Here is a 24,058-nt window from a genome sequence, read left to right on the forward strand (position 1 = left end):
GCAGTTGAGGCAGTTGAGGCAGTTGAGGCAGTTGAGGCAGTTGAGGCAGTTGAGGCAGTTGAGGCAGTTGAGGCAGTTGAGGCAGTATCAAAATCTCTTAAAAGAAAAGCCGGGACAAGCCCGGCTTTTTCTTTATCACTCAGCAGCTGCTTCAGCAGCGGCCGGGCGGTCTACCAGCTCAATATAAGCCATAGGGGCGTTGTCGCCAGCACGGAAACCGCATTTCAGAATGCGAGTATAACCGCCGGCGCGCTCCAGGTAGCGCGGGCCCAGTTCATTGAACAGCTTAGCCACGATCGCGTTATCGCGAGTGCGGGCAAATGCCAGACGACGATTAGCAACGCTATCAGTCTTGGCAAGGGTGATCAGCGGTTCAACTACACGACGCAGCTCTTTTGCCTTAGGCAGAGTCGTCTTGATGATCTCATGACGAACCAGGGAGCTGGCCATGTTGCGGAACATAGCCTGACGATGGCTGCTGTTCCGGTTCAGTTGACGACCACTCAAACGATGGCGCATGACCTTATCCTTCTAACTAAATCTGTGAAACCCGTAATCTGGATTACTCGTCAGCGATGCTGGCGGGCGGCCAGTTCTCAAGGCGCATGCCAAGAGACAGACCACGGGAGGCCAACACGTCCTTGATCTCAGTCAGGGACTTCTTACCGAGGTTAGGAGTTTTAAGCAACTCAACTTCGGTACGCTGTACCAGATCACCAATATAGTGGATAGCTTCTGCCTTCAGACAGTTCGCAGAACGAACTGTCAGCTCCAAATCATCGACAGGACGCAGCAGAATCGGATCAAACTCGGGTTTCTCTTCTTTCTTCTCGGGCACGCTGACATCGCGCAGATCCACGAAGGCTTCCAGTTGCTCAGCCAAGATAGTGGCAGAACGACGGATGGCTTCTTCAGGATCCAGAGTACCATTGGTCTCCATGTCGATAACCAGCTTGTCCAAGTCGGTACGCTGTTCCACACGTGCTGCCTCAACATTGTAGGCAATACGAACGATGGGGCTGAACGCAGAGTCCAGCAGCAGGCGACCAATAGGACGCTCTTCATCATCGTTGTGAACACGAGCAGAAGCAGGCACATAACCACGACCGCGCTGAACTTTCAGGCGCATGCTGATTTCAGCATTGGCACCAGTCAGGTGGCAGATTACGTGCTCCGGGTTTACGATCTCGACTTCATCACCGTGAGTGATATCACCTGCGGTAACGGGGCCTGTTCCAGACTTGGTCAGGGACAGAGTTACCTCGTCCTTGCCTTCCAGCTTCACAGCGATACCTTTCAGGTTGAGCAGGATTTCAAGAATGTCTTCCTGTACACCTTCTTTGCTGCTGTACTCATGCAGTACACCGTCAATTTCGACTTCAGTAACTGCACAACCGGGCATAGAAGACAGCAAAATACGACGCAGGGCGTTACCCAGCGTGTGACCAAAGCCACGCTCAAGTGGCTCAAGAGTCACTTTCGCATGAGTCGGGCTAACTTGCTCGATGTCAACTAGCCGCGGTTTAAGAAAATCTGTTACAGAACCCAGCATTGTGTCCTCTCTTTAGAAGCTAGCTTTACTTGGAGTAAAGCTCGACGATCAGCTGTTCGTTAATGTCGGCAGACAGGTCGGAACGCTCCGGCAGGCGCTTGAAGGCACCTTCCATTTTAGCGGCATCAACCTCTACCCAAGTCGGCTTCTCGCGCTGACCAGCAACCTCAAGGGCAGCTTTGATACGCGCTTGCTTCTTAGCCTTCTCACGAACGCAGATCACGTCCTCAGGGGAAACCTGGAAAGAAGGAATGTTCACAACGCGGCCGTTTACCATGATGGCCTTATGGCTCACCAGCTGACGAGATTCAGCGCGGGTAGCACCGAAGCCCATGCGGTATACGACGTTGTCCAGACGACCTTCCAGCAGCTGCAACAGGTTTTCACCGGTGTTACCCTTTTGACGGGCAGCGTCGCGGTAGTAGTTGCGGAACTGTTTTTCCAATACGCCGTAAATACGACGAACTTTTTGTTTCTCGCGCAGTTGTACACCGTAGTCGGACAGGCGGGGCTTACGAGCGCCGTGCTGACCAGGAGCGGTGTCAATCTTGCACTTAGAATCAATCGCGCGAACACCAGACTTCAGGAAGAGGTCTGTGCCCTCACGACGGCTAAGCTTAAGCTTAGGACCGATATATCTTGCCATCTTCTTTCTCCAACAATCCTAGACCAAGTAGCTACCAGCGTTACACGCGGCGCTTCTTGGGAGGACGACAACCGTTGTGCGGGATCGGAGTCACATCAGTAATGTTAGTGATGCGGAAACCAGCCGCGTTCAGGGCGCGGATGGAAGACTCACGACCGGGACCCGGACCTTTGACCATGACTTCCAGGTTCTTGACGCCATATTCTTTGGCCATCTCACCAGCGCGTTCAGCAGCTACCTGAGCAGCGAACGGGGTGGACTTACGAGAACCACGGAAACCGGAACCACCAGAAGTAGCCCAAGACAGAGCGTTGCCCTGACGGTCAGTAATGGTCACGATTGTGTTGTTGAAAGATGCATGAACGTGCGCAATACCGTCGCTCACTTGCTTTTTAACGCGCTTGCGAGCACGAGTCGGAGTTTTAGCCATTTTCTACCTTCCCGTTACTTCTTGATAGCCTTGCGCGGACCCTTACGGGTACGAGCGTTGGTCTTGGTACGTTGACCACGAACAGGCAGGCTACGACGGTGACGCAAACCACGGTAGCAACCCAGATCCATCAAACGCTTGATGTTCATGGAAATCTGACGACGCAGGTCACCTTCAACGGTGAATTTACCTACTTGTTCACGCAGACTCTCGATCTGAGCTTCGTCCAGGTCTTTAATTTTCACATTCTCAGCGATACCGGCTGCGGCACAGATGGCCTTGGAGCGGGTACGACCGACGCCATAAATAGCAGTCAAAGCGATGACTGCATGCTTATGGTCAGGAATGTTAATGCCAGCGATACGGGCCACTATTCACTCCTACATATAGTAGATTACGACCACCACAAAGCCCGTGAGCGGATACGTGGCGGTCAACCAATACACAACAAAAGTTGGCTGGCTATAGTAGCCAGCACAACTATTTGTTGCAAGTACTAACCGTAAAAAATTAGCCTTGGCGCTGTTTATGCTTTGGCTCGCTGCAAATCACACGCACCACACCGTGACGCTTGATGATTTTGCAGTTACGGCAGATTGCCTTAACGGAAGCACGAACTTTCATTGCTTAACTCCGTAACTACGCCGACCTTTAGCGGCCGTAGCCCTTCAGGTTGGCCTTCCTCAGGACGTCACCATATTGATGAGACATCATATGGGTTTGTACCTGAGCCATGAAGTCCATGATAACCACCACAATAATCAGCAGCGAAGTGCCACCGAAGTAGAACTGTACGTTCCAGGCAGTCATCAGGAACTGGGGTACCAGACAGATAAAGGTTATATAGAGCGCACCTGCCAATGTCAGGCGAGTCATAACCTTATCGATATAACGTGCTGTCTGCTCGCCCGGGCGGATCCCCGGGATAAAGGCTCCACTCTTCTTCAGGTTATCTGCTGTCTCGCGGGGGTTGAACACCAGCGCGGTATAGAAGAAACAGAAAAAGATAATGGCTGCTGCATACAGCATCTCGTAAAGCGGCTGACCCGGCTGCAGGACCATAGAGACCTGTTGCAGGATATCAGCGACTTTACCCTCACCCTGACCAAACCAGGAGGTAATGGTCCCCGGGAAGAGGATGATACTGGATGCGAAAATCGCAGGAATCACACCAGCCATATTCACTTTCAACGGCAGGTGTGTGCTTTGCGCAGCAAATACCTGGCGGCCTTGTTGACGCTTGGCATAGTTAACGACGATACGACGCTGACCACGCTCCACGAACACCACAAAGTAAGTCACTGCGAAAACAATCAAGCCCAGCAACAACAACAGCAGGATGTGCAATTCCCCTTGACGTGCCTGTTCGGCCGTAGCGCCAATGGCATGCGGCAGACCAGCAACGATACCTGTGAAAATAATCAACGAGATACCATTACCAATCCCACGCTCGGTAATCTGCTCACCCAACCACATCAAGAACATGGTACCGGTGACCAGACTCACAACCGCTGTGAAATAGAAGCCCAAACCCGGATGAGTCACGAGTCCTTGCATCATATTCGGCAGACCGGTTGCAATACCAATGGCCTGGAAAGTTCCCAAAACCAGCGTGCCCCAACGGGTATATTGGCTAATCTTGCGACGGCCGGATTCACCCTCTTTCTTGAGTTCAGCAAGAGCAGGATGAACCACTGTCAGCAGCTGGATAATGATCGACGCCGAAATGTACGGCATGATCCCCAACGCAAGAATAGAAGCACGCGATAGTGCACCACCACTGAACATGTTGAACATCTCAATGATGGTGCCCTTCTGTTGCTGGAACAACTCGGCCAGTACGGCGGCGTCAATACCAGGAATCGGCACATAAGAGCCTGCACGGAAAACGATAATCGCCCCGAGAACGAAGAGCAGACGGCTCTTTAGTTCACTCAGACCACCCTGTGCTTTAACATCCAATCCTGGTTTCTTAGCCATTGTACTGATTATTCCTCGATTTTACCGCCAGCGGCCTCGATGGCTGCACGTGCACCTTTGGTGACGGACAGACCACGAACGGTCACAGCACGGTCAATGTTGCCAGACAGAACAACTTTAGCGAACACGATGTTCTTGGTCAGAACGCCGGCTTGCTTCAGAGTGCTCACGTCGACTACATCACCTTCTACCAGGGCGATTTCGTTCAGGCGCACTTCGGCAGATACCAAAGATTTGCGAGAGAAGAAACCGAACTTCGGCAGACGGATTTTCAAAGGCATCTGGCCGCCTTCGAAACCGTTGCGGACTTTACCGCCACCGGAACGAGAGGTTTGACCTTTAACACCACGACCACCGGTCTTGCCCAGACCAGAACCGATACCACGGCCCGGACGGTGCTTAACGCGCTTGGAACCAGCGGCCGGAGACAGAGTATTCAGACGCATGCTTAGCCCTCCACCTTAACCATGTAATAAACCTGGTTGATCATACCACGTACGCAAGGAGTATCTTCCAGCTCAACGGTGTGACCAATGCGACGCAGACCCAGACCACGCAGAGTCGCCTTGTGCTTTGGCAGACGGCCGATAGAGCTGCGAGTTTGAGTTACTTTTACAGTGTTAGCCATGTCGCATTACCCCAGAATTTCTTCAACGCGCAGACCACGCTTGGCAGCGATCTGTTCCGGTGACTGACCGTGAACCAGAGCGTCTACAGTTGCGCGAACAACGTTGATTGGGTTGGTGGAACCGTAGGTCTTAGCCAGCACGTTGTGGATACCAGCAACTTCCAGAACGGCACGCATGGCGCCGCCTGCGATGATACCAGTACCTTGAGAGGCCGGCTTCATGAACACGGTGGAACCGGAGTGAACACCTTTCACCGGGTGGTGCAGGGTGCCGTTGTTCAGTTCAACCTTGTTCAGGTTACGCTTGGCCTGTTCCATTGCTTTTTGAATAGCAGCCGGAACTTCACGGGCTTTACCGTAACCGTAACCTACACGGCCGTTACCATCACCCACCACGGTCAACGCGGTGAAGGACATGATACGACCACCTTTAACAGTTTTCGAAACACGGTTTACTGCAATGAGCTTTTCTTGCAGTTCGCCGGCTTGAGATTCGACTTTAGCCATCTTCGACTCCTAGCTTAGAACTGAAGACCAGCGTCACGTGCGGCAGCTGCCAGGGCAGCGATGCGACCGTGATACTTGAAACCGGAACGATCGAAAGATACGTTCTGAACGCCTTTGGCAATAGCACGCTCAGCGATAGCTTTACCTACAGCGGTAGCCGCATCTGCGTTACCGGTGTATTTCAGAGCTTCACTGATGGCTTTCTCTACTGTGGAAGCAGAGGCCAGAACTTCGGAACCGTTGGCTGCAATAACCTGCGCATAGATATGACGCGGGGTACGGTGAACAACCAGACGGGTAGCTCCCAGTTCCTGCATCTTTTTCCGAGCACGAGTAGCACGACGGAGACGAGCTGCTTTCTTGTCCATAGTGTTACCTTACTTCTTCTTAGCTTCTTTAGTACGCACTTGCTCGTTGGCATAGCGTACACCCTTGCCCTTGTAGGGCTCCGGAGCGCGGTAAGCACGGATATCGGCGGCGACTTGGCCAACCAGCTGCTTGTCGACACCACGCAGAACGATTTCTGTGGCAGTCGGGCACTCAGCGGTCACACCAGCCGGCAGCGCATGCTCTACCGGGTGAGAGAAGCCCAGAGCCAGCGCAACAGCATTGCCCTTGATGGAGGCTTTATAACCTACACCAACCAGCTGCAGCTTGCGCTCGAAGCCTTGGGTAACACCGATTACCATGTTGTTGACCAATGCACGGGCAGTACCGGCCTGAGCGTCAGCACCAGCGATGCCGTCGCGCGGGGCGAACTTCAGTACATTGTCTTCTTTGGTCACTTCTACACCGGCGTGAATAGAGCGAACCAGGGAACCTTTACCACCTTTGATGGACAGTTCCTGGCCGTTCAGAGTCACCTCTACGCCAGCAGGAATAGTGACGGGTGCCTTAGCAACACGAGACATTTCCTACCTCCTATTAAGCGACGTAGCAGATGATCTCACCGCCCATGCTTGCTTTACGGGCAGCACGGTCAGTCATCACACCTTTAGACGTGGACACGATAGCAACACCGAGACCGCCCATAACTTTCGGCAGATCAGTAGTGCGCTTGTAAATACGCAGGCCGGGACGGCTCACGCGTTGGATCAGTTCTACAACTGGCTTGCCCTGGAAATATTTCAGTTCAATTTCCAGTTCCGGCTTCACGTCACCAGCTACGGAGTAGCCAGCGATGTAACCTTCTTCTTTCAGCACTTTGGCGATAGCCACTTTCAGCTTGGAAGAAGGCATGGAAACCGCAACTTTGCTCGCCGCCTGACCGTTACGGATGCGGGTCAGCATGTCCGCGATCGGATCTTGCATGCTCATAAGTCTAACTCCCGAGATTCGTTACCAAGAAGCCTTCTTCAGGCCCGGAATTTCGCCCTTCATGGCATGCTCACGCACCTTGATGCGAGACAGGCCAAACTTGCGCAGGAAACCGTGCGGACGACCAGTAATATTGCAACGGTTACGCTGGCGGGACGGACTGGAATCACGGGGCAGCTGTTGCAGTTGCAGTACAGCATCCCAACGCGCTTCTTCAGAAGCGTTCATGTCAACGATGATAGCTTTCAGCTCGGCACGCTTGGTCGCGTACTTGGCTACCAGCTTGGCACGCTTTGCTTCGCGCGCTTTCATGGATGTTTTAGCCATAACCCTAACCTTACTTGCGGAATGGGAAGTTAAAGGCAGCCAGCAGAGCACGGCCTTCTTCATCGGTATTCGCGGAAGTGGTGATGGTGATATCCAGACCACGGACGCGATCGACTTTGTCATAGTCGATTTCCGGGAAGATGATCTGCTCACGCACGCCCATGGAGTAGTTACCACGACCGTCGAACGCTTTAGCGTTCAGGCCACGGAAGTCACGGATACGCGGTACGGAGATGCAGATCAGCCGTTCCAGGAACTCCCACATACGCTCGCCACGCAGGGTTACTTTACAACCTATCGGGTAGCCTTCACGAATCTTGAAGCCCGCAACAGATTTGCGAGCTTTGGTGATCAGCGGCTTCTGACCGGAAATGGCAGCCATATCGGCAGCAGCATTTTCCAGCAACTTCTTGTCAGAGATCGCTTCACCAACACCCATGTTCAGGGTGATTTTCTCGATCCGAGGGACTTGCATGATAGTCTTGTAACCGAACTGCTTTGACAGTTCATTTACTACATCGGATTTGTAGTAATCATGCAGTTTCGCCATCGTTAAACTCCAATTACTTCACAAGTTCGCCGGTGGATTTGAAGAAACGAACTTTTTTGCCGTCTTCAATCCGGAAACCAACGCGGTCAGCTTTGCCAGTGGCAGAGTTGAACAGCGCTACGTTTGATACATCGATGGGGGCTTCTTTGGTGACGATACCGCCAGCCTGACCCAGTGCGGGTACCGGCTTCTGGTGTTTCTTCACCTGATTGATGCCTTCCACGATTACCTTACCTTTAGCAATCAGAACCTGAGTGACTTTGCCACGCTTGCCCTTGTCTTTGCCGGTAAGAACAATCACTTCGTCTTCGCGACGGATTTTAGCTGCCATCGTTCGACTCCTTACAGTACTTCGGGTGCCAGGGACACAATCTTCATGAACTTCTCATTACGCAGTTCACGGGTCACCGGGCCAAAAATACGAGTACCGATTGGCTGTTGGTTGTTGTTAAGCAACACAGCCGCATTGTTGTCGAAACGGATGACAGAGCCGTCCGGACGACGAACGCCTTTACGGGTGCGTACGACCACCGCGTTATACACATCACCTTTCTTCACTTTACCGCGAGGAATGGCTTCCTTGATGGAAACCTTGATGATGTCGCCGATGCCGGCGTAACGGCGGTGCGAGCCACCCAGAACCTTAATACACATTACACTGCGAGCGCCGGAGTTGTCGGCAACACCCAGCATACTTTGCATCTGGATCATCTTAGTGCTCCGCTTTGTTTACTTCTTATCCCTAATGGGATCTGGCTGCCTTCAAAAGGCGCGAAACTATAACACAGGATTTTCAGAAAAGGTAGCCTAAAAAACAAACGGCCCCTGAAAGGGGCCGCTTGGACTACAAAGTACCGATTAGGCCTTTTCTACAACGGCAACCAGGGTCCAGGACTTGGTCTTGGACAGCGGGCGGCATTCGCGGATTTCCACGAGGTCGCCAGCTTTGCATTCGTTGTTTTCGTCATGCACGTGCAGCTTGGTAGTGCGCTTGATGATCTTACCGTAGATCGGGTGCTTTACCTTGCGCTCGATAGCAACAGTGATGGACTTGTCCATCTTGTCGCTGATTACACGACCTTGCAGAGTACGGATCTTGTCAGTCATTACGCACCTGCCTTCTCAGTCAGTACAGTCTTGATACGTGCGACGTCACGACGCACTTGTTTCAGAGTGTGAGTCTGAGCCAGCTGGCCGGTGGACGCTTGCATGCGCATGTTGAATTGCTCACGCAGCAGGCCCAGCAGCTCCTGGTTCAGTTCTTCGACGCTCTTTTGACGCAGATCTTGGGCTTTCATCACATCACCGTCTTAATTACGAAAGTGGTCTGAACAGACAGCTTAGCTGCGGCCAGGGCAAACGCTTCACGCGCCAGAGCCTCAGGTACACCGTCCATCTCGTACAGAACCTTGCCAGGCTGGATCGGGCAAACCCAGTATTCCACGTTACCCTTACCTTTACCCATACGAACTTCGAGGGGCTTTTCGGTGATGGGCTTGTCCGGGAACACACGGATCCAGATCTTACCTTGACGCTTAACGTGACGGGTCATGGCACGACGGGCTGCTTCGATTTGACGAGCAGTCAGTTGACCACGGGATGTCGCCTTCAGGCCAAAGGTACCGAAGGATACTTCGTTACCAGAGGTGGCCAGACCGCGGTTACGACCCTTGTGGGTCTTGCGGAATTTAGTACGCTTAGGTTGCAACATTTACCGAATCTCCTTACTTAGCAGCGCGGCGCTTGTTGTCACGCTTGGGCTTTGCAGGAGCTTGCTCTTGAGCAGCGGCAGCGTTAACAGCAGCCAGACCGCCCAGAACTTCGCCCTTGAAGATCCAAACTTTAACGCCGATCACACCGTAAGTGGTGTGGGCTTCAGAAGTTGCGTAGTCGATGTCGGCACGCAGGGTGTGCAACGGCACACGACCTTCACGGTACCATTCGGTACGCGCGATTTCAGCGCCGCCCAGACGACCGGAAACTTCCACTTTGATGCCCTTGGCACCCAGGCGCATTGCGTTCTGTACGGCGCGCTTCATAGCACGACGGAACATTACACGACGCTCCAGCTGGGAAGTGATGCTGTCGGCAACGAGTTTGCCATCCAGCTCCGGCTTGCGGACTTCGGAAATGTTGATCTGAGCAGGCACGCCAGCAATAGTGGCTACAGCTTTGCGCAGCTTCTCAACGTCTTCGCCTTTCTTACCGATTACAACACCCGGACGAGCGGTGTGAATGGTCACACGGATGCTCTTGGCCGGACGCTCAATGGTGATCTTGGACAAGGACGCGTTTTTCAGTTCCTTGGTCAGGAACTGGCGTACTTGAAAATCGCTGTACAGGTTGTCAGCGAAGTCTTTGGTGTTCGCGAACCAGGTAGAATTCCAAGGCTTGGTAATACCCAGGCGAATGCCATTAGGATGTACTTTCTGACCCATTGCTTATCTCCCAGCCTTAGCGTCGGATACCACTACAGTGATGTGAGCGGTACGCTTGAGGATACGATCCGCACGACCTTTGGCACGCGGACGGATGCGCTTCATGGAGGGACCTTCGTCGACCATGATAGTAGCAACACGCAGCGCGTCGATATCGGCGCCTTCGTTGTGCTCAGCGTTTGCAATGGCAGATTCCAGCACTTTCTTAACCAGCACTGCAGCCTTTTTCGGGCTGAAGGTCAGGATATTCAGAGCCTTGTCTACGGACAGACCACGTACTTGATCGGCTACCAGACGAGCTTTCTGGGCAGAAGTACGGGCATAACGGTGTTTAGCGATAGCTTCCATCATTTATCCCTTAGCGCTTCTTAGCCTTCTTATCAGCAGCATGGCCGCGATAAGTACGAGTCGGTGCGAATTCACCCAGTTTGTGACCGATCATTTCTTCGGTAACGAAAACCGGAACGTGCTGACGACCATTATGGACAGCGATGGTCAAACCGATCATGTTCGGGATGATCATTGAACGACGGGACCAGGTTTTAACCGGCTTTTTATCCCCGCTTTCCACCGCTTTCTCTACCTTCTTCAGCAAGTGCAGGTCAATAAATGGACCCTTCTTGAGAGAACGTGGCATGGTGATTCCTCTATGTTAACAATTACTTGTTACGACGACGTACGATGTACTTGTCGGTACGCTTGTTCTTACGGGTCTTGAAGCCTTTAGCCTTCTGGCCCCATGGGGACACAGGCTGCATGCCCTTGTTACGACCCTCACCACCACCGTGCGGGTGATCAACCGGGTTCATCGCCATACCGCGAACGGTCGGACGAATACCACGCCAGCGGTTTGCACCGGCTTTACCCAGTTGACGCAACATGTGCTCGGAGTTACCGACTTCACCGATGGTAGCGCGGCACTCGGCCAGAACTTTACGTACTTCGCCGGAACGCAGACGCAGAGTTACATAGTTACCTTCACGAGCCAGGATCTGGATGAAAGTACCAGCGGAACGAGCCAGCTGGGCACCTTTACCAGGCTTCATCTCTACAGCGTGAACGGTAGAACCAACCGGGATGTTGCGCATCGGCAGGGCGTTACCTACCTTGATGGCTGCATCAGCACCAGAAGCGATCGCATCACCAGCTTTCAGGCCTTTCGGAGCTAGGATGTAACGACGCTCACCGTCTGCATACACCACCAGAGCGATGTTAGCGGTACGGTTCGGATCGTATTCCAGACGCTCTACTTTAGCCGGAATACCGTCTTTGTCGCGCTTGAAGTCGACGATACGGTAGTGCTGCTTGTGACCACCACCGATATGACGGGTAGTGATGCGGCCGTTGTTGTTACGACCACCGGACTTGCTTTTGCTGTCCAGCAGAGCGGCGAAGGGCTTGCCCTTGTACAGCTCTTGATTGACGATCTTGACGACGTGGCGGCGGCCCGGAGAAGTAGGCTTGCACTTAACGATTGCCATTTTTGAGAACTCCTCTTACTCGGCTGCGCCCATGAAGTCGATGTCCTGACCAGCTTTCAGGGTCACATAGGCCTTTTTCCAATCGGAACGACGGCCTACGCGTGCACCTGCGCGCTTGGTCTTACCCTTCATGTTCAGGGTACGGACGGTCTCAACTTCGACCTCGAACAGTTTCGCAACTGCAGCTTTGACTTCCGCCTTGGTGGCATCAACAGCAACTTTGAACACGATAGTGTTCTGCTTTTCTGCGACCATGGTGCTCTTTTCAGAGATGTGCGGAGCCTTCAGAACTTTCAGCAGACGCTCTTCACGGATCATGCCAGCATCTCCTCGATTTGCTTAACTGCGTCAGCAGTCATCAGAACCTTGTCGAAAGCGATCAGGCTGACCGGGTCGATACCGGCAACGTCACGCACGTCAACTTTGTACAGGTTGCGAGCAGCCAGGAACAGGTTCTCATCGACTTCAGCAGTCACGATCAGAACGTCAGTCAGTTCCATTTCTTTCAGCTTGGCGATCAGTTCTTTGGTCTTCGGAGCTTCGATGCCGAACTTCTCAACAACGATCAGGCGCTCTTGACGTACCAGCTCGGACAGAATGCTACGGATAGCGCCGCGGTACATCTTCTTGTTTACTTTCTGGCTGTGATCTTGCGGCTTAGCAGCAAAAGTCACACCACCGGAACGCCAAATGGGCGAACGGATGGAGCCAGCACGGGCACGACCAGTACCCTTCTGACGCCACGGCTTTTTGCCGCCACCAGACACTTCAGAGCGAGTCAGCTGCGCACGAGTACCCTGACGGGCACCAGCGGCATAAGCAACGACAACCTGGTGAACCAGAGCTTCGTTGAATTCGCGCCCGAAGGTAGTCTCGGAAACTTCAAGAGCGCTCTTGGCGTCTTTCATTACCAATTCCATTACTATCTCCTCAGACGTTACGCTTTGACGGCAGGTTTAACGATCACGTTGCCGTTGGTTGCACCCGGTACTGCACCTTTGATGAGCAGCAGGTTGCGTTCAGCGTCAACACGAACCAGTTCCAGGTTCTGAGTCGTTACACGCTCAGCACCCATGTGACCAGCCATCTTTTTGCCCTTGAATACACGACCCGGAGTCTGGTTCTGACCGATAGAACCCGGAACGCGGTGAGACAAGGAGTTACCGTGGGTCATATCCTGGGTGCGGAAGTTGTGGCGCTTAACAGTACCAGCAAAGCCCTTACCTTTGGATGTGCCGGTAACGTCTACCAGCTTAACGTCAGCGAGAAGATCTACTTTCAGCTCGCTACCAACAGTGAAAGTTTCACCGTTGTTCAGGCGGAATTCCCACAGACCGCGACCGGCTTCTACACCAGCTTTGGCGAAGTGGCCAGCTTCCGGCTTGGTTACACGGCTGGCTTTCTTGGCGCCAGTGGTAACCTGAATAGCGTTGTAGCCGTCGGTTTCTACAGATTTGACCTGAGTTACACGGTTAGCTTCAACTTCGATAACAGTCACCGGGATAGAAACGCCATCTTCAGTGAAGATGCGAGTCATACCCACTTTGCGACCTACAAGACCGATTGTCATTGTTATCAACCTCTTTCCGTAATTAACCCAGGCTGATCTGGACGTCTACACCAGCTGCCAGATCCAGACGCATCAGGGCGTCTACGGTCTTGTCAGTCGGCTCAACGATGTCTACCAGACGCTTGTGAGTGCGGATCTCGTACTGATCACGCGCATCTTTGTTGACGTGCGGGGAGATCAGGACGGTGAAGCGCTCTTTGCGAGTCGGCAGCGGAATAGGACCACGAACCTGCGCGCCAGTGCGCTTTGCAGTTTCAACGATTTCCGCAGTGGATTGATCAATCAGGCGATGATCAAAAGCCTTCAGGCGGATACGGATTCTTTGGTTCTGCATTGACAGAGCTCCAATAGATAAAAGAACATAAATCAACACCGCCCGACCGAGATTTCTCCCGCCAGAGGTGCGATTTTTCACGTTTCCCCCCATATCGGGAGGACTGTATGGCTGGTCTCTGCAAGCAGTAAACTCAGCAACAGACATATCGTCTGGCTTACCTCATGGGTAAGCGGAGGGGATTATACGGATTTTTCAAATTTGCGCAAGGGAGAGCGAACAGATTATGCGCAGTTTTATGTAACAGATGGATCTCGCCTGCGGCAACGCACTCTGCTACCAACACCCAGGTAACGACAATGTTACAAGCAGACTGGTAGACTGTGCGCTTGCCTCCGTCAGTGGAACGACATCCCATGCTCCAAGATCAAAAGAAAGCCTATCAGTATGGCCTTTGCGCCGTTGCCCTCTGGTCGACGGTCGCCACAGCCTTCAAGATCTCCCTCGCCTATTTCGAACCCGTGCAACTGTTGCTTGTGGCCGCCTTCACCTCAACTCTCACGCTGACAGCCGTCGTCGCCAAACAGGGCAAACTGCCGCTGCTGGGGAGCTACATCAAGGCCCGTCCTTTCTACTACTTGACTCTGGGTGTGCTGAACCCCTTTCTCTATTACCTGTTGCTGTTCAAAGCCTATGACCTGCTGCCTGCCCAGCAGGCACAGACCCTCAACTACACCTGGGCCATCACCCTCACTCTGCTGGCCGTCCCCTTCCTCGGCCAGAAGCTGCGTCGGCGTGATGGCGTCGCCATCGTGCTCGGCTACTTTGGCGCACTGGTGATCGCCACCAGAGGGGATGTATTCGGCCTGCAGTTCGACAGCCCCCTCGGCGTAACGTTAGCGCTGGTCTCGACCCTCATCTGGGCCAGCTACTGGATCCTCAACACCCGCAATCAGGGGGATCCCATCGTCAGCCTGTTGCTCGGCTTTATGATCAGCCTGCCTTTTATCGTCGTGGCGACCTGGTTGCTCTCCGATTTTGCCATGACCGCCTGGCAGGGATGGGCTGGTGCCATCTATGTGGGACTGTTCGAGATGGGTTTCGGTTTCGTGCTCTGGCTGATGGCCCTGCGCCATGCCACCAACACGGCCCCCATCAGCAACCTCATCTTCATCTCGCCGTTTGCCTCACTGGTGCTGCTCAACCTGTTGATCGGCGAAGCCATCCATCCGGCCACCCCCATCGGGTTGGCGCTCATCGTTGCCGCCCTGCTGATCCAGCAGCTCAAGTACGGCAAACGCTATCGTGCATCAGCCGAGACAAAGAGCTGACCATGCAGAAGGGCGTATCCACGGATACGCCCTTCTCTCAATCCATCCACTCCTGTGGCTGATGTTTCGGCAGCCGCATCTCGACCAGCAAGCCGCCGAGCTCCGAGCTCCCCAACCGGATAGTACCGTGGTGCTGGGCGACAATTTTGGCCACAATTGCCAACCCCAAGCCACTGCCACCGACAGTGCGGGCGATATTCCCCTGAGTAAATGGTTTCAGTACCCGGGAATAGTCCTGCTCGGGGATGCCGGGGCCATCATCGGAGAGGCGCAGACGCACCCAGTGCCCATCGTCCTTCAATTCGGCATGCAACCTGCTCGCCCCATAGCGTAGCGAGTTGCTTGAGAGGTTGTTCAGCACCCGCCGGATGCTGACCGGATTGCAAGCCACCCGCACTGCCTCTTGTGGCAGCGCTAGATCGACGTCCAGCCCCTGCTCCGAATAGATCAACAGGGTATCGTGCACCAGCTGGGTCAGATCGACAGGTACCGGAGCCTGCCCCTCATCCGGGCGGATGTAGTCGATGAACTGATCGATGATGGCATTGGACTCATCAATATCTGAGTTGATGCTCTCCTTGAGATATTCGTCACCGGAGGACATCATCTCGGTAGCCAGCCGGATACGGGTCAGCGGGGTGCGCAGGTCATGGGAAACCCCCGCCATCATCAGGTTACGCTCTTCGATCAGGCTCTTGATGGAGTGGGACATATGGTTGAAGGTGCGGGTCAGCCGCCGTACCTCCCGAGACCCCAACTCTCCCAGCGCCTCGGGGAAATGTCCCTTGGCCACGGCAACCGCGCCAGCCTCGAGATCCTCGAGCGGGCGCACCAGCTGGCGGGCAAAGCGCCAGGCCGCAAACAGGGTGATCACCAGCAGCACGCTCAGATAGATAATGAGCGGTTCGATATCGTCATCTTCAATCTCGGTCAGCGGGATCCGCACCCAGATTTTGCTGGCCTGCGGCGGCTGGATCCAGATGATGTAGTGATCCTGGATCTCGACCCGCACCTTGGCCGGGCCACCCAGTTCGCGACTGATGTTCTCCTCCAGATAGGGGTACGGCTTGGCATCGTTGAAGCCATGCTGCACCGCCTCGCTCTGGGTATAGATGTCGGTACCGGTCGTCACATAGACCAGCGCCTCGGCATCTTCGCTCAGCGCCAGTTGTTCAGTGTTGACCGGAAAGATCAGCTTGACCTGATTGGCCAGCAAGTGACTGATCTGCTTGACGGTTGGAGCCAGCAGATAGTTGTAGAAGGTGACGTAGGAGACTGCTTGATAGACCACCAGAACGGCGGCCAGAAACCAGAGCATGCGCGAGAACATGCTGCCGACCTTTTTCATGCACCGTCACCATCTGGCACGAACACATACCCCAGACCCCAGACGGTCTGCAGGTAGCGGGGCTGGGCCGGATCCTGCTCGAGCAGGCGGCGCAGGCGAGAGACCTGCACGTCGATGCTGCGCTCGGTGGCGGTGTATTCGCGGCCACGGGCCAGATTCATCAGCTTGTCGCGGGAGAGCGGCTCGCGCGGATGGCTGACCAGCACTTTGAGCACCGCAAATTCACCGCTGGTGAGCGCCATCGGCTCGCCATCCCGGCTCAGCTCGCGGGTCGCCAGATTGAGCTGGAAGGCACCGAAGTTGACCACCTTCTCTGCAGCCGAGGGAGCCCCCGGCAGCTCGACGGTATGGCGGCGCAGCACGGCACGGATCCGCGCCAGCAGTTCGCGGGGGTTAAACGGCTTGGGCAGATAGTCATCGGCCCCCATCTCGAGCCCGACGATGCGATCCACTTCATCCCCCTTGGCGGTGAGCATCAGCACCGGGATCTGGTTGCCCGCTTCCCGCAGACGACGGCAGATGGAGAGCCCATCCTCCCCCGGCAACATCAGATCGAGCACCATCAGGCTGAAATTTTCACGAGTCAGCAAGCGATCGGCCTGCTCGCCATTGGCCACGCCGCGCACTACGAATCCCTGCTCGGTGAGATAGCGTTCCAACAGGGAACGTAATTTCAGGTCATCGTCCACGACCAGGACCTTGTATTGCTGCTGACTCATTGCTTTGCCTCTTCATTCTTTAGCTGCCCCCAATACTAGGGGGGGATATAGCGGGAGCAAAGCACAAATATGTTACCGGTTATTACCCGTCCCGAGAGCGTGACGGCCATCAAGTCACCGCGCTGGTCATCCACTCCCTGAATGGCGCCAGCCGAGCCATCACGATTTCCCTCGACAGCAAGAGGACAAAAGCTAATATTCCCGAGCAGTTAGCGATGAATCCCCCTCTTTGACCAGGTCCGCATCACCATGAAGACAAAGCTGATCACCCGCGAAGGCTACAACAAGCTGAAAGAAGAGCTCGATTTCCTCTGGCGTCAGGAGCGCCCCGAGGTCACCAGGAAGGTGGCATGGGCCGCCAGTCTGGGGGATCGCAGCGAAAATGCCGACTACCAGTACAACAAGAAGCGGCTGCGGGAGATCGATCGGCGGGTGCGTTACCTGCGCAAATGTCTCGAAGAGCTGGGGATCGTCGACTATGCCCCCGCGCAGGAGGGCAAGGTCTTCTTCGGCGCCTGGGTCGAGGTGGAAAACGATGAGGGCGAGACCAAGCGCTTTCGCATCGTCGGCTATGACGAGATCTTCGAGCGCAAGGATTACATCTCCATCGACTCCCCCATGGCCCGCGCCCTGCTCAAGAAAGAGGTCGGTGATGAGGCCATCGTCCGTACGCCAGTTGGTGACGTCTGCTGGTATATCAACGAGATCTGCTACCCCAAATAGCCGGACTGCTTGCCACAGGCACATCCTGAGTCACAGGTGCAATGGCAAGATAAACGCCCTCCCCTGCGACTTTATCAGTCTGACGGGTGCAGACCCCGGCGCAGGGTGGCATCCCGCAACACGACCCCATATAGTGCTCACACTTGGCGCCTGATGGCGCGGACTCGACCACAGAGGCCCTCAACAACATCATGATGCAAACCATAGAGAGACAGATTGCCGGTGAGCTCAATGCTCGCCCGGAGCAGGTGCAGGCCGCTGTGCGCCTGCTGGATGAAGGCTCGACCGTGCCCTTTATCGCCCGTTACCGTAAAGAGGTGACTGGCGGTCTGGACGACAGCCAGCTGCGTACTCTGGAGAGCCGCCTCGGCTATCTGCGTGAACTGGAAGATCGCCGTCAGGTGATCATTCGCTCCATCGAAGAGCAGGGCAAACTGACCCCCGAGCTGATGCGCGAATTGAATGGCGCCGACAGCAAGACCCGACTGGAAGACCTCTACCTCCCCTACAAGCCCAAGCGCCGCACCAAGGGGCAGATGGCGATCGAAGCCGGGTTGGAGCAGCTTGCCAACCTGCTGCTCAGCGACCCGATGCAGGATCCCGAGCAAGCTGCAGCCACCTTCCTCAATCCCGAACAGGGCATTGCCGACAGCAAGGCTGCCCTCGACGGCGCCCGCTATATCCTGATGGAGCGCTTCGCCGAGCAGGCCGACTTGCTGGAGAAGCTGCGTGACTATCTGTGGCAAAATGCCACCCTGCGCGCCCGCGTGGTGGCAGGCAAGGAGCAGGAAGGGGCCAAGTTCAAGGACTATTTCGAACACGACGAACCACTGCACAAGGCCCCCTCCCACCGGGTACTGGCCATGTTGCGCGGTCGCAATGAGGGGATCCTCAATCTGGCACTGGTCACCGGTGAGGATGAGGCTGCCAGCCCCTGCGAAGGGATCATTGCCCACCACCTCAAGCTCAATCTGCAGAACCGCCCGGCCGACAAATGGCTGCAGGGGGTAGTGAGCTGGACCTGGAAGATCAAGTTGTCGCTTCAGATGGAGACCGAGCTGATCGGCCGTATCCGAGAATCGGCAGAAGAGGAGGCGATCAAGGTGTTCGCCATGAACCTCAAGGATCTGCTGATGGCGGCCCCGGCCGGCATGCGCTGCACCATGGGGCTGGATCCGGGCATCCGCACCGGGGTCAAGGTGGCCGTGGTGGATGCCACCGGCAAACTGGTCGATCACACCACCATCTATCCGTTCGAACCAAAACGCCAGATTGATCAGAGCCTCAAGACCCTGAGCGAGCTGTGCCAGAAACACAAGGTCGAGCTCATCAGTATCGGCAATGGCACCGCTTCGCGGGAGACCGACCGGCTGGTCAGCGACCTGTTCGAGCGCTACCCCGCCGCCAAGGCGCAGAAGATAGTGGTGAGCGAAGCGGGGGCATCTGTCTACTCCGCTTCCGAACTCGCCTCCCAGGAGTTCCCGGATCTCGACGTCTCGATCCGTGGCGCCGTCTCCATCGCCCGCCGCCTGCAAGACCCGTTGGCCGAACTGGTCAAAATCGACCCCAAGAGCATAGGTGTCGGCCAGTATCAGCACGACGTCGGCCAGAGCCAGCTGGCCCGCCGACTGGATGCGGTGGTCGAGGATTGCGTGAACGCGGTCGGGGTGGATGTGAATACCGCCTCGGTCGCCCTGCTCAACCGGGTTTCCGGTCTCTCCCAGACGTTGGCCCAGAACATCGTCGCCTACCGGGATGAGCACGGCGCTTTCAAGAGCCGTCAGCAGTTGCTGAAAGTGAGCCGACTCGGCCCCAAAGCCTTCGAACAGTGCGCCGGCTTCCTGCGCATTCGCGGCGGCAGCAATCCCCTCGACAGCTCGGCGGTGCACCCCGAGTCCTATCCGGTGGTGGAGCGGATCCTCGCCAAGCTGGAACAGACCGTGGAGAGCCTGCTCGGCAACAGCAGCCTGCTGCGCAGCCTGAAACCGGCCGATTACACCGATGAGCAATTCGGCGTACCTACCGTCACCGACATCATCGGCGAGCTGGACAAGCCGGGCCGCGACCCGCGCCCCGAGTTCAAAACCGCGACCTTCAAGGAAGGTGTGGAGCAGATCAGCGACCTGGTGCCAGAGATGGTACTGGAAGGTGTAGTCACCAACGTCACCAACTTCGGCGCCTTCGTCGATATCGGTGTTCATCAGGACGGTCTGGTGCACATCTCCTCCCTGACCGACCGTTTCGTTAAGGATCCCCGTGAGGTGGTCAAGGCGGGCGACATTGTGCGGGTCAAGGTGCTGGAAGTGGACGCCCCGCGCAAGCGGATCAGTCTGACCATGCGCCTCGACGAAAAGGCAGGGCAACCCGCCCGCAAGCCGGCTGAAGCGCGCAACAGCAGTGCTGGCAACACCAAACCAAGAAATGAGCCGCGCCAAAGCCCCCCTATGGGTGGTGCCATGGGCAACGCCTTCGCGGCAGCGCTCTCCAAAGCGAAAAAGTAGCGAAGCCTTCCAGAAGTCCTCTGAATGCAAAAAGCCCCGCAAGGGGCTTTTTTACACGCGAAGCTCAGGATCACTGCGTCAGGGCAGCAAGAATGCTCTCGGGCTCTCCATGCTGGGCCAGCACCTCCCGCAGTCGGTTGAATGCCTTGCAGGCCTCTTGCGGATATTTGCCGTAAGAGACGACACCGGTGTGGCTCCAGCCAGCCGCCAGCATCACTTTCTTCTTGAAACTGGTTCCTTCAGTTCCCCCTCCCCCGAGCTGCATCAGAAACTGCTCCATCTGCAGGTGGGGGGGCGGTACACGGGAGAAGGTGGCGAAATCTTCCGCTTTGACTTCATCGAAATGCATGACAGCTCCTGTGAAATTGGAATGGGCCTGATCTTCAGGTTAGTTGCAAAACAGGCAAAGCAGCTGAAAGTTTGGTGAGGGGGGATTCAGATATGCAGACTGAGGGACTGGGTCGAGGCCGGGCTGACAGCCTGTTGATAGTGGCCCGCGATGACGCTGTTGCGCTTGTCCATATAGGCACTCAGCACACCGCCCGATTTCGCGCTCTGCTCGGCCATCAGCTCTTTGCGCGCCTTGGCTTCACTCGCGGCGGCGCTGCGTGCAACGGCCAAATCCTGCGCGGAAGGCTCGGCAGGCGCCAGCGCTGCAGAGCGGATCTGCTGCATCTTGGCGATGGTAGCCGCAGGGTCACCGGGTACGACACTGGTATCGATCTGGACTTCGCCACCCGTAGCATAACGCTTGCCATCCGGCCCTTGCGTAAACTGATAGGTGGGCGAGCTGGCGTACTCTCCACCCGCAGACTGGTGAGCCTGCTCGTGAGTGCGCACCTCCTTGTCACGCTCGACAAGATCCTGAACCTGCTGCTCTTGCCGCTGTTGCTGCTCCTGCTGTTTGGGATCTTGCTGCTTGCGCTGCCCATCCTCACCGGTGGCCTCGACAAAGCGATTGTCTGGCAGTGTCGTCGGCGCCGGTTGCCCGGTTTCACGGCTGTTCTGGGAGCTCTGATTGCTGGAGGCCTGACCGGCTTTGGATTTCTCTTTCTGGGAGCCGACTTCAGATTCGGCAACGGAGGCTTGGCCCGCCCGGGCCTGCGGGATCAGTTCTGCCCGGCGATTATCCGTCCTCGCTGCTTCCACCTGAGGTTGCAGCTGTGTCGGAATAAGGGGGGGCAGACTGACATTGATGTTCATCTCACACCCGGATGTCGATCAGGGTTCCCATCATATCGCTGGCGGTCTGCACTACCTTGGCGGAAGCGCCAGCCTGCAGCTCGGCCACCTTGAGATTGACGAGCTCATCGGTCACTTGCACCTGATCCCCGCTGGGGGTGTTGAGACGGGCGATCTGATTGGATGCCTTGTCGGCAATCTGCTCGGCTCGCTGAAATCCCTGTACCCCGCTGTTGAAAGCAGAATCAATACGCATGATGTTACTCCTCTGGTCACAGCTTAATTATCCGCCAGACCAGAGGATTAATGAAGCTTATTGACTATTTTTTATCCAACAAAATCTCGAACGATTTCAATGAATTCGTCAGGGTGGGAGATAAAAGGTGCGTGTGAGGCCTTATTGAGGGTCACGCTGCGGCTGGCAGGGTAGAGATCATCCAGCAGGGGAATGGCCGCCTTGGGTACCAATGAATCCAGTCGCCCATAGATCCGCAACCAGGGCAGATCGAGCTCCTGCAGCGGTTCGCGCAGGTCAATCTCGGCCAACAGTGTCAGTCCAGCCTCGAGTGCGGCAAACTCGGGCGCCGGCCGCTCGGCCAGCCAGTGGCGCAACTGACGGATATCGTCCCGGGCATGTTCGCTGCCCATCGCCTGGATCGCCAGAAAGCGCTCTATGGTCTGGCGAAAATCCCCCGCCAGCATCTGGTTGAAGCCGGTCAGTACCTTGGGGGCGATACCCGGCCACTCGTCGCGGGCCATAAAACAAGGGGAGCTGGCCACGGTGATCAGGGAGTGCAGCCGATCGGGATGCATCAGCGCCAACTGGCTTGCCACCAGCCCCCCGAGCGACCAACCAAGCAGATGGCACTTCTGCGGCATGATGGCAGCCACCTGCTCGGCAAGCCAGGGCAGGCTGTAATCCACCTCGTCTGCCAGCGGGCTGTTGCCAAAACCGGGCAAATCCACCAGATGAACCCGATAGTGGGACGCCAACTGTTGGGCAATGCCATGCCAGACCGCACCATTCATCCCCCAACCGTGCAACAGCACCAGATCGGGCCCCTGGCCAAACTGCTCTACCGATATGCTCATCTAGACTAAAGATCCCTGTTCATGCTCTTGGGGTCAGCATGTTAAAGCGACTGCTCGCTAAAGCAAGCCCACTGCTCGGCAGCCACGCCGACTGGCAAGGGAGCTGCCTGCTCTGTCATCAGCCTTGTGACAACGAGCCCCTGCTCTGCAGCTGGTGTCGGCAGGCGTTGCACCAATCAGAGCCAAGATGCCGCCTCTGCGCCGCACCGCTGGCTGACTATATAAAAGAGAGCATACCGGTCTGCGGCCGCTGCCAGCGCAGACCTCCCCCCTGGGAGCGGCTGCAGGTGATCGGCGACTACCAAACCCCCTACCCCATGCTGATCCCCCGGCTCAAATATTCCGGCCAGATCCTGCTGGCGCCGCTACTGGCACGCCTCTTGGCCGATCATCTGGATGGCCGCGAGCCGCCGGAGGCGATCATTCCTGTTCCCCTGCACTGGTGGCGACAGTGGCGGCGCGGTTTCAATCAGGCGGAGGAGATCGCGCACACCCTTGGCGAGCTCACCGGCATTCCCTGCGACAACACCCTGTTGCAGCGCATCAAGGCAACCCCACAGCAAACAACTCTCAGCGCCGGGCTGCGACGGCGCAATCTGCGCGGGGCATTCCGGATCCGCCCCCACCACTATCGCCATGTTGCCCTGCTCGATGACGTTGTGACCACAGGCGCCACCGCCGGTCAGCTCAGCCGTTTGCTCCATGAGAGCGGCATCACAAAGGTAGAAGTGTGGGCAATCTGTCGTACCCTTCGGCACAGCAAGTAGCCATCGGCATGCTACCCAAGCATTAATAACCGCGTTATCATGAATACCCTAGTCGTACACTCAGGTTTATGAGGATAGTGATGATCAGCATTTCCGACGCCGCCCAGGCCCATTTCCGTAAACTGCTGGAAAAACAGCCTGATGGCACCAATATCCGGGTGTTTGTGGTCAATCCGGGAACCCAGAATGCCGAGTGTGGCGTATCGTATTGCCCGCCCGATGCCGTGGACCCGGAAGATCAACACCTGCCCTTCAGCGGCTTCGACTGCATGGTCGATCCCCTGAGCGCCCCCTTCCTGGTGGATGCCACCATCGACTTCGTGACCGATCAGATGGGCTCCCAGCTCACCCTGAAAGCACCGAACGCCAAGATGCGTAAAGTGGCCGATGACGCGCCGCTGATCGAGCGCATCGAGTACGTGTTGATGTCCGAAGTGAACCCCATGCTGGCCGGTCACGGTGGCAAAGTCACCCTGGTCGAGCTGACTGAAGACAAACTGGCCATCCTGCAGTTTGGCGGTGGTTGCAACGGTTGCTCCATGGTCGATTACACCCTGAAAGAGGGGATCGAGAAGCAGCTGCTAGAGAAGTTCCCGGGTGAGCTCAACGGTGTGAAAGACGCCACCGAGCACCAGCGCGGCGACCACTCCTACTACTGATTTGCAGCCCTTGCAGCAAAGAAAAGGCCCCGCCAT

At 55.9% G+C, this 24,058-nt stretch carries 39 protein-coding genes; 5 read left to right on the top strand and 34 right to left on the bottom strand.

Going from position 1 to position 24,058, the window contains the following annotated elements:
• Nucleotides 1–135: 135 nt before the first annotated feature.
• The 28 genes from rplQ to rpsJ all read right to left on the bottom strand — a co-directional run bounded on the left by rplQ (nucleotide 136) and on the right by rpsJ (nucleotide 13,760).
• Nucleotides 136–519, bottom strand: coding sequence for a 50S ribosomal protein L17 (rplQ, locus tag G5154_RS12405; protein ID WP_005307999.1), 384 nt, complete (start codon nucleotides 517–519; stop codon nucleotides 136–138).
• 43 nt (nucleotides 520–562) lie between these two features.
• On the bottom strand, nucleotides 563–1,552 hold the full coding sequence (locus G5154_RS12410; protein ID WP_005307997.1) for a DNA-directed RNA polymerase subunit alpha: 990 nt from the start codon (nucleotides 1,550–1,552) through the stop codon (nucleotides 563–565).
• A gap of 25 nt (nucleotides 1,553–1,577) precedes the next feature.
• Nucleotides 1,578–2,198, bottom strand: coding sequence for a 30S ribosomal protein S4 (rpsD, locus tag G5154_RS12415; RefSeq protein WP_005342696.1), 621 nt, complete (start codon nucleotides 2,196–2,198; stop codon nucleotides 1,578–1,580).
• A 40-nt stretch (nucleotides 2,199–2,238) separates the two neighbouring features.
• Nucleotides 2,239–2,628 (bottom strand): 30S ribosomal protein S11, encoded by a 390-nt coding sequence (rpsK, locus tag G5154_RS12420; protein ID WP_005307993.1) that lies wholly within the window; start codon nucleotides 2,626–2,628, stop codon nucleotides 2,239–2,241.
• A gap of 14 nt (nucleotides 2,629–2,642) precedes the next feature.
• The gene (gene rpsM, locus G5154_RS12425; protein ID WP_005307991.1) at nucleotides 2,643–2,999 is read right to left on the bottom strand and encodes a 30S ribosomal protein S13; all 357 of its coding nucleotides are present in this window, start codon (nucleotides 2,997–2,999) and stop codon (nucleotides 2,643–2,645) included.
• Between the two features lie 139 nt (nucleotides 3,000–3,138).
• The gene (rpmJ, locus tag G5154_RS12430; protein WP_005319705.1) at nucleotides 3,139–3,252 is read right to left on the bottom strand and encodes a 50S ribosomal protein L36; all 114 of its coding nucleotides are present in this window, start codon (nucleotides 3,250–3,252) and stop codon (nucleotides 3,139–3,141) included.
• A gap of 27 nt (nucleotides 3,253–3,279) precedes the next feature.
• A complete protein-coding gene (gene secY, locus G5154_RS12435; protein WP_005307989.1) occupies nucleotides 3,280–4,608 on the bottom strand; it encodes a preprotein translocase subunit SecY in 1,329 nt (442 codons plus the stop codon).
• An 8-nt stretch (nucleotides 4,609–4,616) separates the two neighbouring features.
• Complete coding sequence (rplO, locus tag G5154_RS12440; RefSeq protein WP_005342691.1) at nucleotides 4,617–5,054, bottom strand: 50S ribosomal protein L15; 438 nt, start codon at nucleotides 5,052–5,054, stop codon at nucleotides 4,617–4,619.
• 2 nt (nucleotides 5,055–5,056) lie between these two features.
• Nucleotides 5,057–5,236: a 50S ribosomal protein L30 gene (gene rpmD, locus G5154_RS12445; RefSeq protein WP_005307985.1), complete on the bottom strand. Its 180-nt coding sequence runs from the start codon at nucleotides 5,234–5,236 to the stop codon at nucleotides 5,057–5,059.
• A 6-nt stretch (nucleotides 5,237–5,242) separates the two neighbouring features.
• On the bottom strand, nucleotides 5,243–5,743 hold the full coding sequence (gene rpsE / locus G5154_RS12450) for a 30S ribosomal protein S5 (protein ID WP_005342686.1): 501 nt from the start codon (nucleotides 5,741–5,743) through the stop codon (nucleotides 5,243–5,245).
• Nucleotides 5,744–5,757: 14 nt separating this feature from the next.
• Nucleotides 5,758–6,111 carry a 50S ribosomal protein L18 gene (gene rplR / locus G5154_RS12455; protein WP_005340606.1) on the bottom strand — a complete coding sequence of 118 codons (354 nt, stop codon included), beginning with the start codon at nucleotides 6,109–6,111 and terminating at the stop codon, nucleotides 5,758–5,760.
• Between the two features lie 9 nt (nucleotides 6,112–6,120).
• Nucleotides 6,121–6,654, bottom strand: a complete 534-nt coding sequence (rplF, locus tag G5154_RS12460) for a 50S ribosomal protein L6 (protein WP_005307981.1) — start codon at nucleotides 6,652–6,654, stop codon at nucleotides 6,121–6,123.
• A 13-nt stretch (nucleotides 6,655–6,667) separates the two neighbouring features.
• Nucleotides 6,668–7,060 (bottom strand): 30S ribosomal protein S8, encoded by a 393-nt coding sequence (rpsH, locus tag G5154_RS12465; RefSeq protein WP_005307980.1) that lies wholly within the window; start codon nucleotides 7,058–7,060, stop codon nucleotides 6,668–6,670.
• Between the two features lie 21 nt (nucleotides 7,061–7,081).
• The gene (rpsN, locus tag G5154_RS12470; RefSeq protein ID WP_005340609.1) at nucleotides 7,082–7,387 is read right to left on the bottom strand and encodes a 30S ribosomal protein S14; all 306 of its coding nucleotides are present in this window, start codon (nucleotides 7,385–7,387) and stop codon (nucleotides 7,082–7,084) included.
• Nucleotides 7,388–7,397: 10 nt separating this feature from the next.
• A complete protein-coding gene (gene rplE / locus G5154_RS12475; protein WP_005331162.1) occupies nucleotides 7,398–7,937 on the bottom strand; it encodes a 50S ribosomal protein L5 in 540 nt (179 codons plus the stop codon).
• Between the two features lie 13 nt (nucleotides 7,938–7,950).
• Entirely contained in the window at nucleotides 7,951–8,268 is a 318-nt protein-coding gene (gene rplX, locus G5154_RS12480) for a 50S ribosomal protein L24 (protein ID WP_005307977.1), read from the bottom strand.
• 11 nt (nucleotides 8,269–8,279) lie between these two features.
• Nucleotides 8,280–8,648 (bottom strand): 50S ribosomal protein L14, encoded by a 369-nt coding sequence (gene rplN, locus G5154_RS12485; protein WP_005307975.1) that lies wholly within the window; start codon nucleotides 8,646–8,648, stop codon nucleotides 8,280–8,282.
• 147 nt (nucleotides 8,649–8,795) lie between these two features.
• On the bottom strand, nucleotides 8,796–9,044 hold the full coding sequence (rpsQ, locus tag G5154_RS12490) for a 30S ribosomal protein S17 (RefSeq protein ID WP_005307966.1): 249 nt from the start codon (nucleotides 9,042–9,044) through the stop codon (nucleotides 8,796–8,798).
• Nucleotides 9,044–9,235, bottom strand: coding sequence for a 50S ribosomal protein L29 (rpmC, locus tag G5154_RS12495; RefSeq protein ID WP_005307965.1), 192 nt, complete (start codon nucleotides 9,233–9,235; stop codon nucleotides 9,044–9,046). The genes rpsQ and rpmC overlap by 1 nt, the downstream gene beginning before the upstream one ends.
• Nucleotides 9,235–9,648, bottom strand: a complete 414-nt coding sequence (gene rplP / locus G5154_RS12500; protein ID WP_005340612.1) for a 50S ribosomal protein L16 — start codon at nucleotides 9,646–9,648, stop codon at nucleotides 9,235–9,237. Before rplP ends, rpmC begins: the two co-directional genes overlap by 1 nt.
• 13 nt (nucleotides 9,649–9,661) lie before the next feature.
• On the bottom strand, nucleotides 9,662–10,375 hold the full coding sequence (gene rpsC, locus G5154_RS12505; RefSeq protein ID WP_005307962.1) for a 30S ribosomal protein S3: 714 nt from the start codon (nucleotides 10,373–10,375) through the stop codon (nucleotides 9,662–9,664).
• Nucleotides 10,376–10,378: 3 nt separating this feature from the next.
• Nucleotides 10,379–10,723 carry a 50S ribosomal protein L22 gene (gene rplV / locus G5154_RS12510; protein WP_005319741.1) on the bottom strand — a complete coding sequence of 115 codons (345 nt, stop codon included), beginning with the start codon at nucleotides 10,721–10,723 and terminating at the stop codon, nucleotides 10,379–10,381.
• Nucleotides 10,724–10,733: 10 nt separating this feature from the next.
• Nucleotides 10,734–11,012, bottom strand: coding sequence for a 30S ribosomal protein S19 (gene rpsS, locus G5154_RS12515; RefSeq protein WP_005307960.1), 279 nt, complete (start codon nucleotides 11,010–11,012; stop codon nucleotides 10,734–10,736).
• Nucleotides 11,013–11,034: 22 nt separating this feature from the next.
• A complete protein-coding gene (gene rplB / locus G5154_RS12520) occupies nucleotides 11,035–11,856 on the bottom strand; it encodes a 50S ribosomal protein L2 (RefSeq protein WP_005342685.1) in 822 nt (273 codons plus the stop codon).
• 15 nt (nucleotides 11,857–11,871) lie between these two features.
• Nucleotides 11,872–12,174: a 50S ribosomal protein L23 gene (gene rplW, locus G5154_RS12525; RefSeq protein ID WP_005307955.1), complete on the bottom strand. Its 303-nt coding sequence runs from the start codon at nucleotides 12,172–12,174 to the stop codon at nucleotides 11,872–11,874.
• Nucleotides 12,171–12,776 (bottom strand): 50S ribosomal protein L4, encoded by a 606-nt coding sequence (gene rplD, locus G5154_RS12530; protein WP_005340616.1) that lies wholly within the window; start codon nucleotides 12,774–12,776, stop codon nucleotides 12,171–12,173. Before rplD ends, rplW begins: the two co-directional genes overlap by 4 nt.
• 17 nt (nucleotides 12,777–12,793) lie before the next feature.
• The gene (gene rplC / locus G5154_RS12535) at nucleotides 12,794–13,426 is read right to left on the bottom strand and encodes a 50S ribosomal protein L3 (RefSeq protein WP_005340620.1); all 633 of its coding nucleotides are present in this window, start codon (nucleotides 13,424–13,426) and stop codon (nucleotides 12,794–12,796) included.
• 22 nt (nucleotides 13,427–13,448) lie between these two features.
• Complete coding sequence (rpsJ, locus tag G5154_RS12540; protein ID WP_005307944.1) at nucleotides 13,449–13,760, bottom strand: 30S ribosomal protein S10; 312 nt, start codon at nucleotides 13,758–13,760, stop codon at nucleotides 13,449–13,451.
• A gap of 356 nt (nucleotides 13,761–14,116) precedes the next feature.
• Between rpsJ and G5154_RS12545 the strand changes: the two genes are divergently transcribed.
• On the top strand, nucleotides 14,117–15,031 hold the full coding sequence (locus tag G5154_RS12545; RefSeq protein WP_421251051.1) for a DMT family transporter: 915 nt from the start codon (nucleotides 14,117–14,119) through the stop codon (nucleotides 15,029–15,031).
• 37 nt (nucleotides 15,032–15,068) lie between these two features.
• Here G5154_RS12545 and envZ read toward each other — a convergent pair whose 3' ends face one another.
• The gene (gene envZ / locus G5154_RS12550) at nucleotides 15,069–16,379 is read right to left on the bottom strand and encodes a two-component system sensor histidine kinase EnvZ (protein WP_216979699.1); all 1,311 of its coding nucleotides are present in this window, start codon (nucleotides 16,377–16,379) and stop codon (nucleotides 15,069–15,071) included.
• Nucleotides 16,376–17,098: a two-component system response regulator OmpR gene (gene ompR / locus G5154_RS12555; RefSeq protein WP_005340625.1), complete on the bottom strand. Its 723-nt coding sequence runs from the start codon at nucleotides 17,096–17,098 to the stop codon at nucleotides 16,376–16,378. The genes envZ and ompR overlap by 4 nt, the downstream gene beginning before the upstream one ends.
• A 249-nt stretch (nucleotides 17,099–17,347) precedes the next feature.
• On the opposite strand from ompR, the gene greB reads away from it, so the two are divergent.
• Nucleotides 17,348–17,821 carry a transcription elongation factor GreB gene (greB, locus tag G5154_RS12560; protein WP_019445040.1) on the top strand — a complete coding sequence of 158 codons (474 nt, stop codon included), beginning with the start codon at nucleotides 17,348–17,350 and terminating at the stop codon, nucleotides 17,819–17,821.
• Between the two features lie 191 nt (nucleotides 17,822–18,012).
• Complete coding sequence (locus tag G5154_RS12565) at nucleotides 18,013–20,322, top strand: Tex family protein (protein WP_421251050.1); 2,310 nt, start codon at nucleotides 18,013–18,015, stop codon at nucleotides 20,320–20,322.
• A gap of 70 nt (nucleotides 20,323–20,392) precedes the next feature.
• Here the strand turns inward: G5154_RS12565 and G5154_RS12570 are convergent, their stop codons facing one another.
• The 4 genes from G5154_RS12570 to bioH form a co-directional block, all read right to left on the bottom strand.
• Nucleotides 20,393–20,671, bottom strand: coding sequence for a hypothetical protein (locus G5154_RS12570; protein ID WP_204384908.1), 279 nt, complete (start codon nucleotides 20,669–20,671; stop codon nucleotides 20,393–20,395).
• Nucleotides 20,672–20,757: 86 nt separating this feature from the next.
• On the bottom strand, nucleotides 20,758–21,525 hold the full coding sequence (locus G5154_RS12575; RefSeq protein WP_204384907.1) for a putative metalloprotease CJM1_0395 family protein: 768 nt from the start codon (nucleotides 21,523–21,525) through the stop codon (nucleotides 20,758–20,760).
• A 1-nt stretch (nucleotide 21,526) separates the two neighbouring features.
• Entirely contained in the window at nucleotides 21,527–21,760 is a 234-nt protein-coding gene (locus tag G5154_RS12580; RefSeq protein ID WP_042054219.1) for a flagellar hook protein FlgE, read from the bottom strand.
• 71 nt (nucleotides 21,761–21,831) lie between these two features.
• Entirely contained in the window at nucleotides 21,832–22,596 is a 765-nt protein-coding gene (gene bioH / locus G5154_RS12585) for a pimeloyl-ACP methyl ester esterase BioH (protein WP_042054220.1), read from the bottom strand.
• A 38-nt stretch (nucleotides 22,597–22,634) separates the two neighbouring features.
• On the opposite strand from bioH, the gene G5154_RS12590 reads away from it, so the two are divergent.
• Nucleotides 22,635–23,363 (top strand): ComF family protein, encoded by a 729-nt coding sequence (locus G5154_RS12590; RefSeq protein WP_042054221.1) that lies wholly within the window; start codon nucleotides 22,635–22,637, stop codon nucleotides 23,361–23,363.
• 80 nt (nucleotides 23,364–23,443) lie between these two features.
• The gene (nfuA, locus tag G5154_RS12595; protein ID WP_005340636.1) at nucleotides 23,444–24,022 is read left to right on the top strand and encodes a Fe-S biogenesis protein NfuA; all 579 of its coding nucleotides are present in this window, start codon (nucleotides 23,444–23,446) and stop codon (nucleotides 24,020–24,022) included.
• Nucleotides 24,023–24,058: the final 36 nt, after the last annotated feature.

This window comes from Aeromonas sp. 600527, assembly GCF_049175415.1.
Taxonomy (GTDB): Bacteria; Pseudomonadota; Gammaproteobacteria; order Enterobacterales; family Aeromonadaceae; genus Aeromonas; species Aeromonas veronii_A.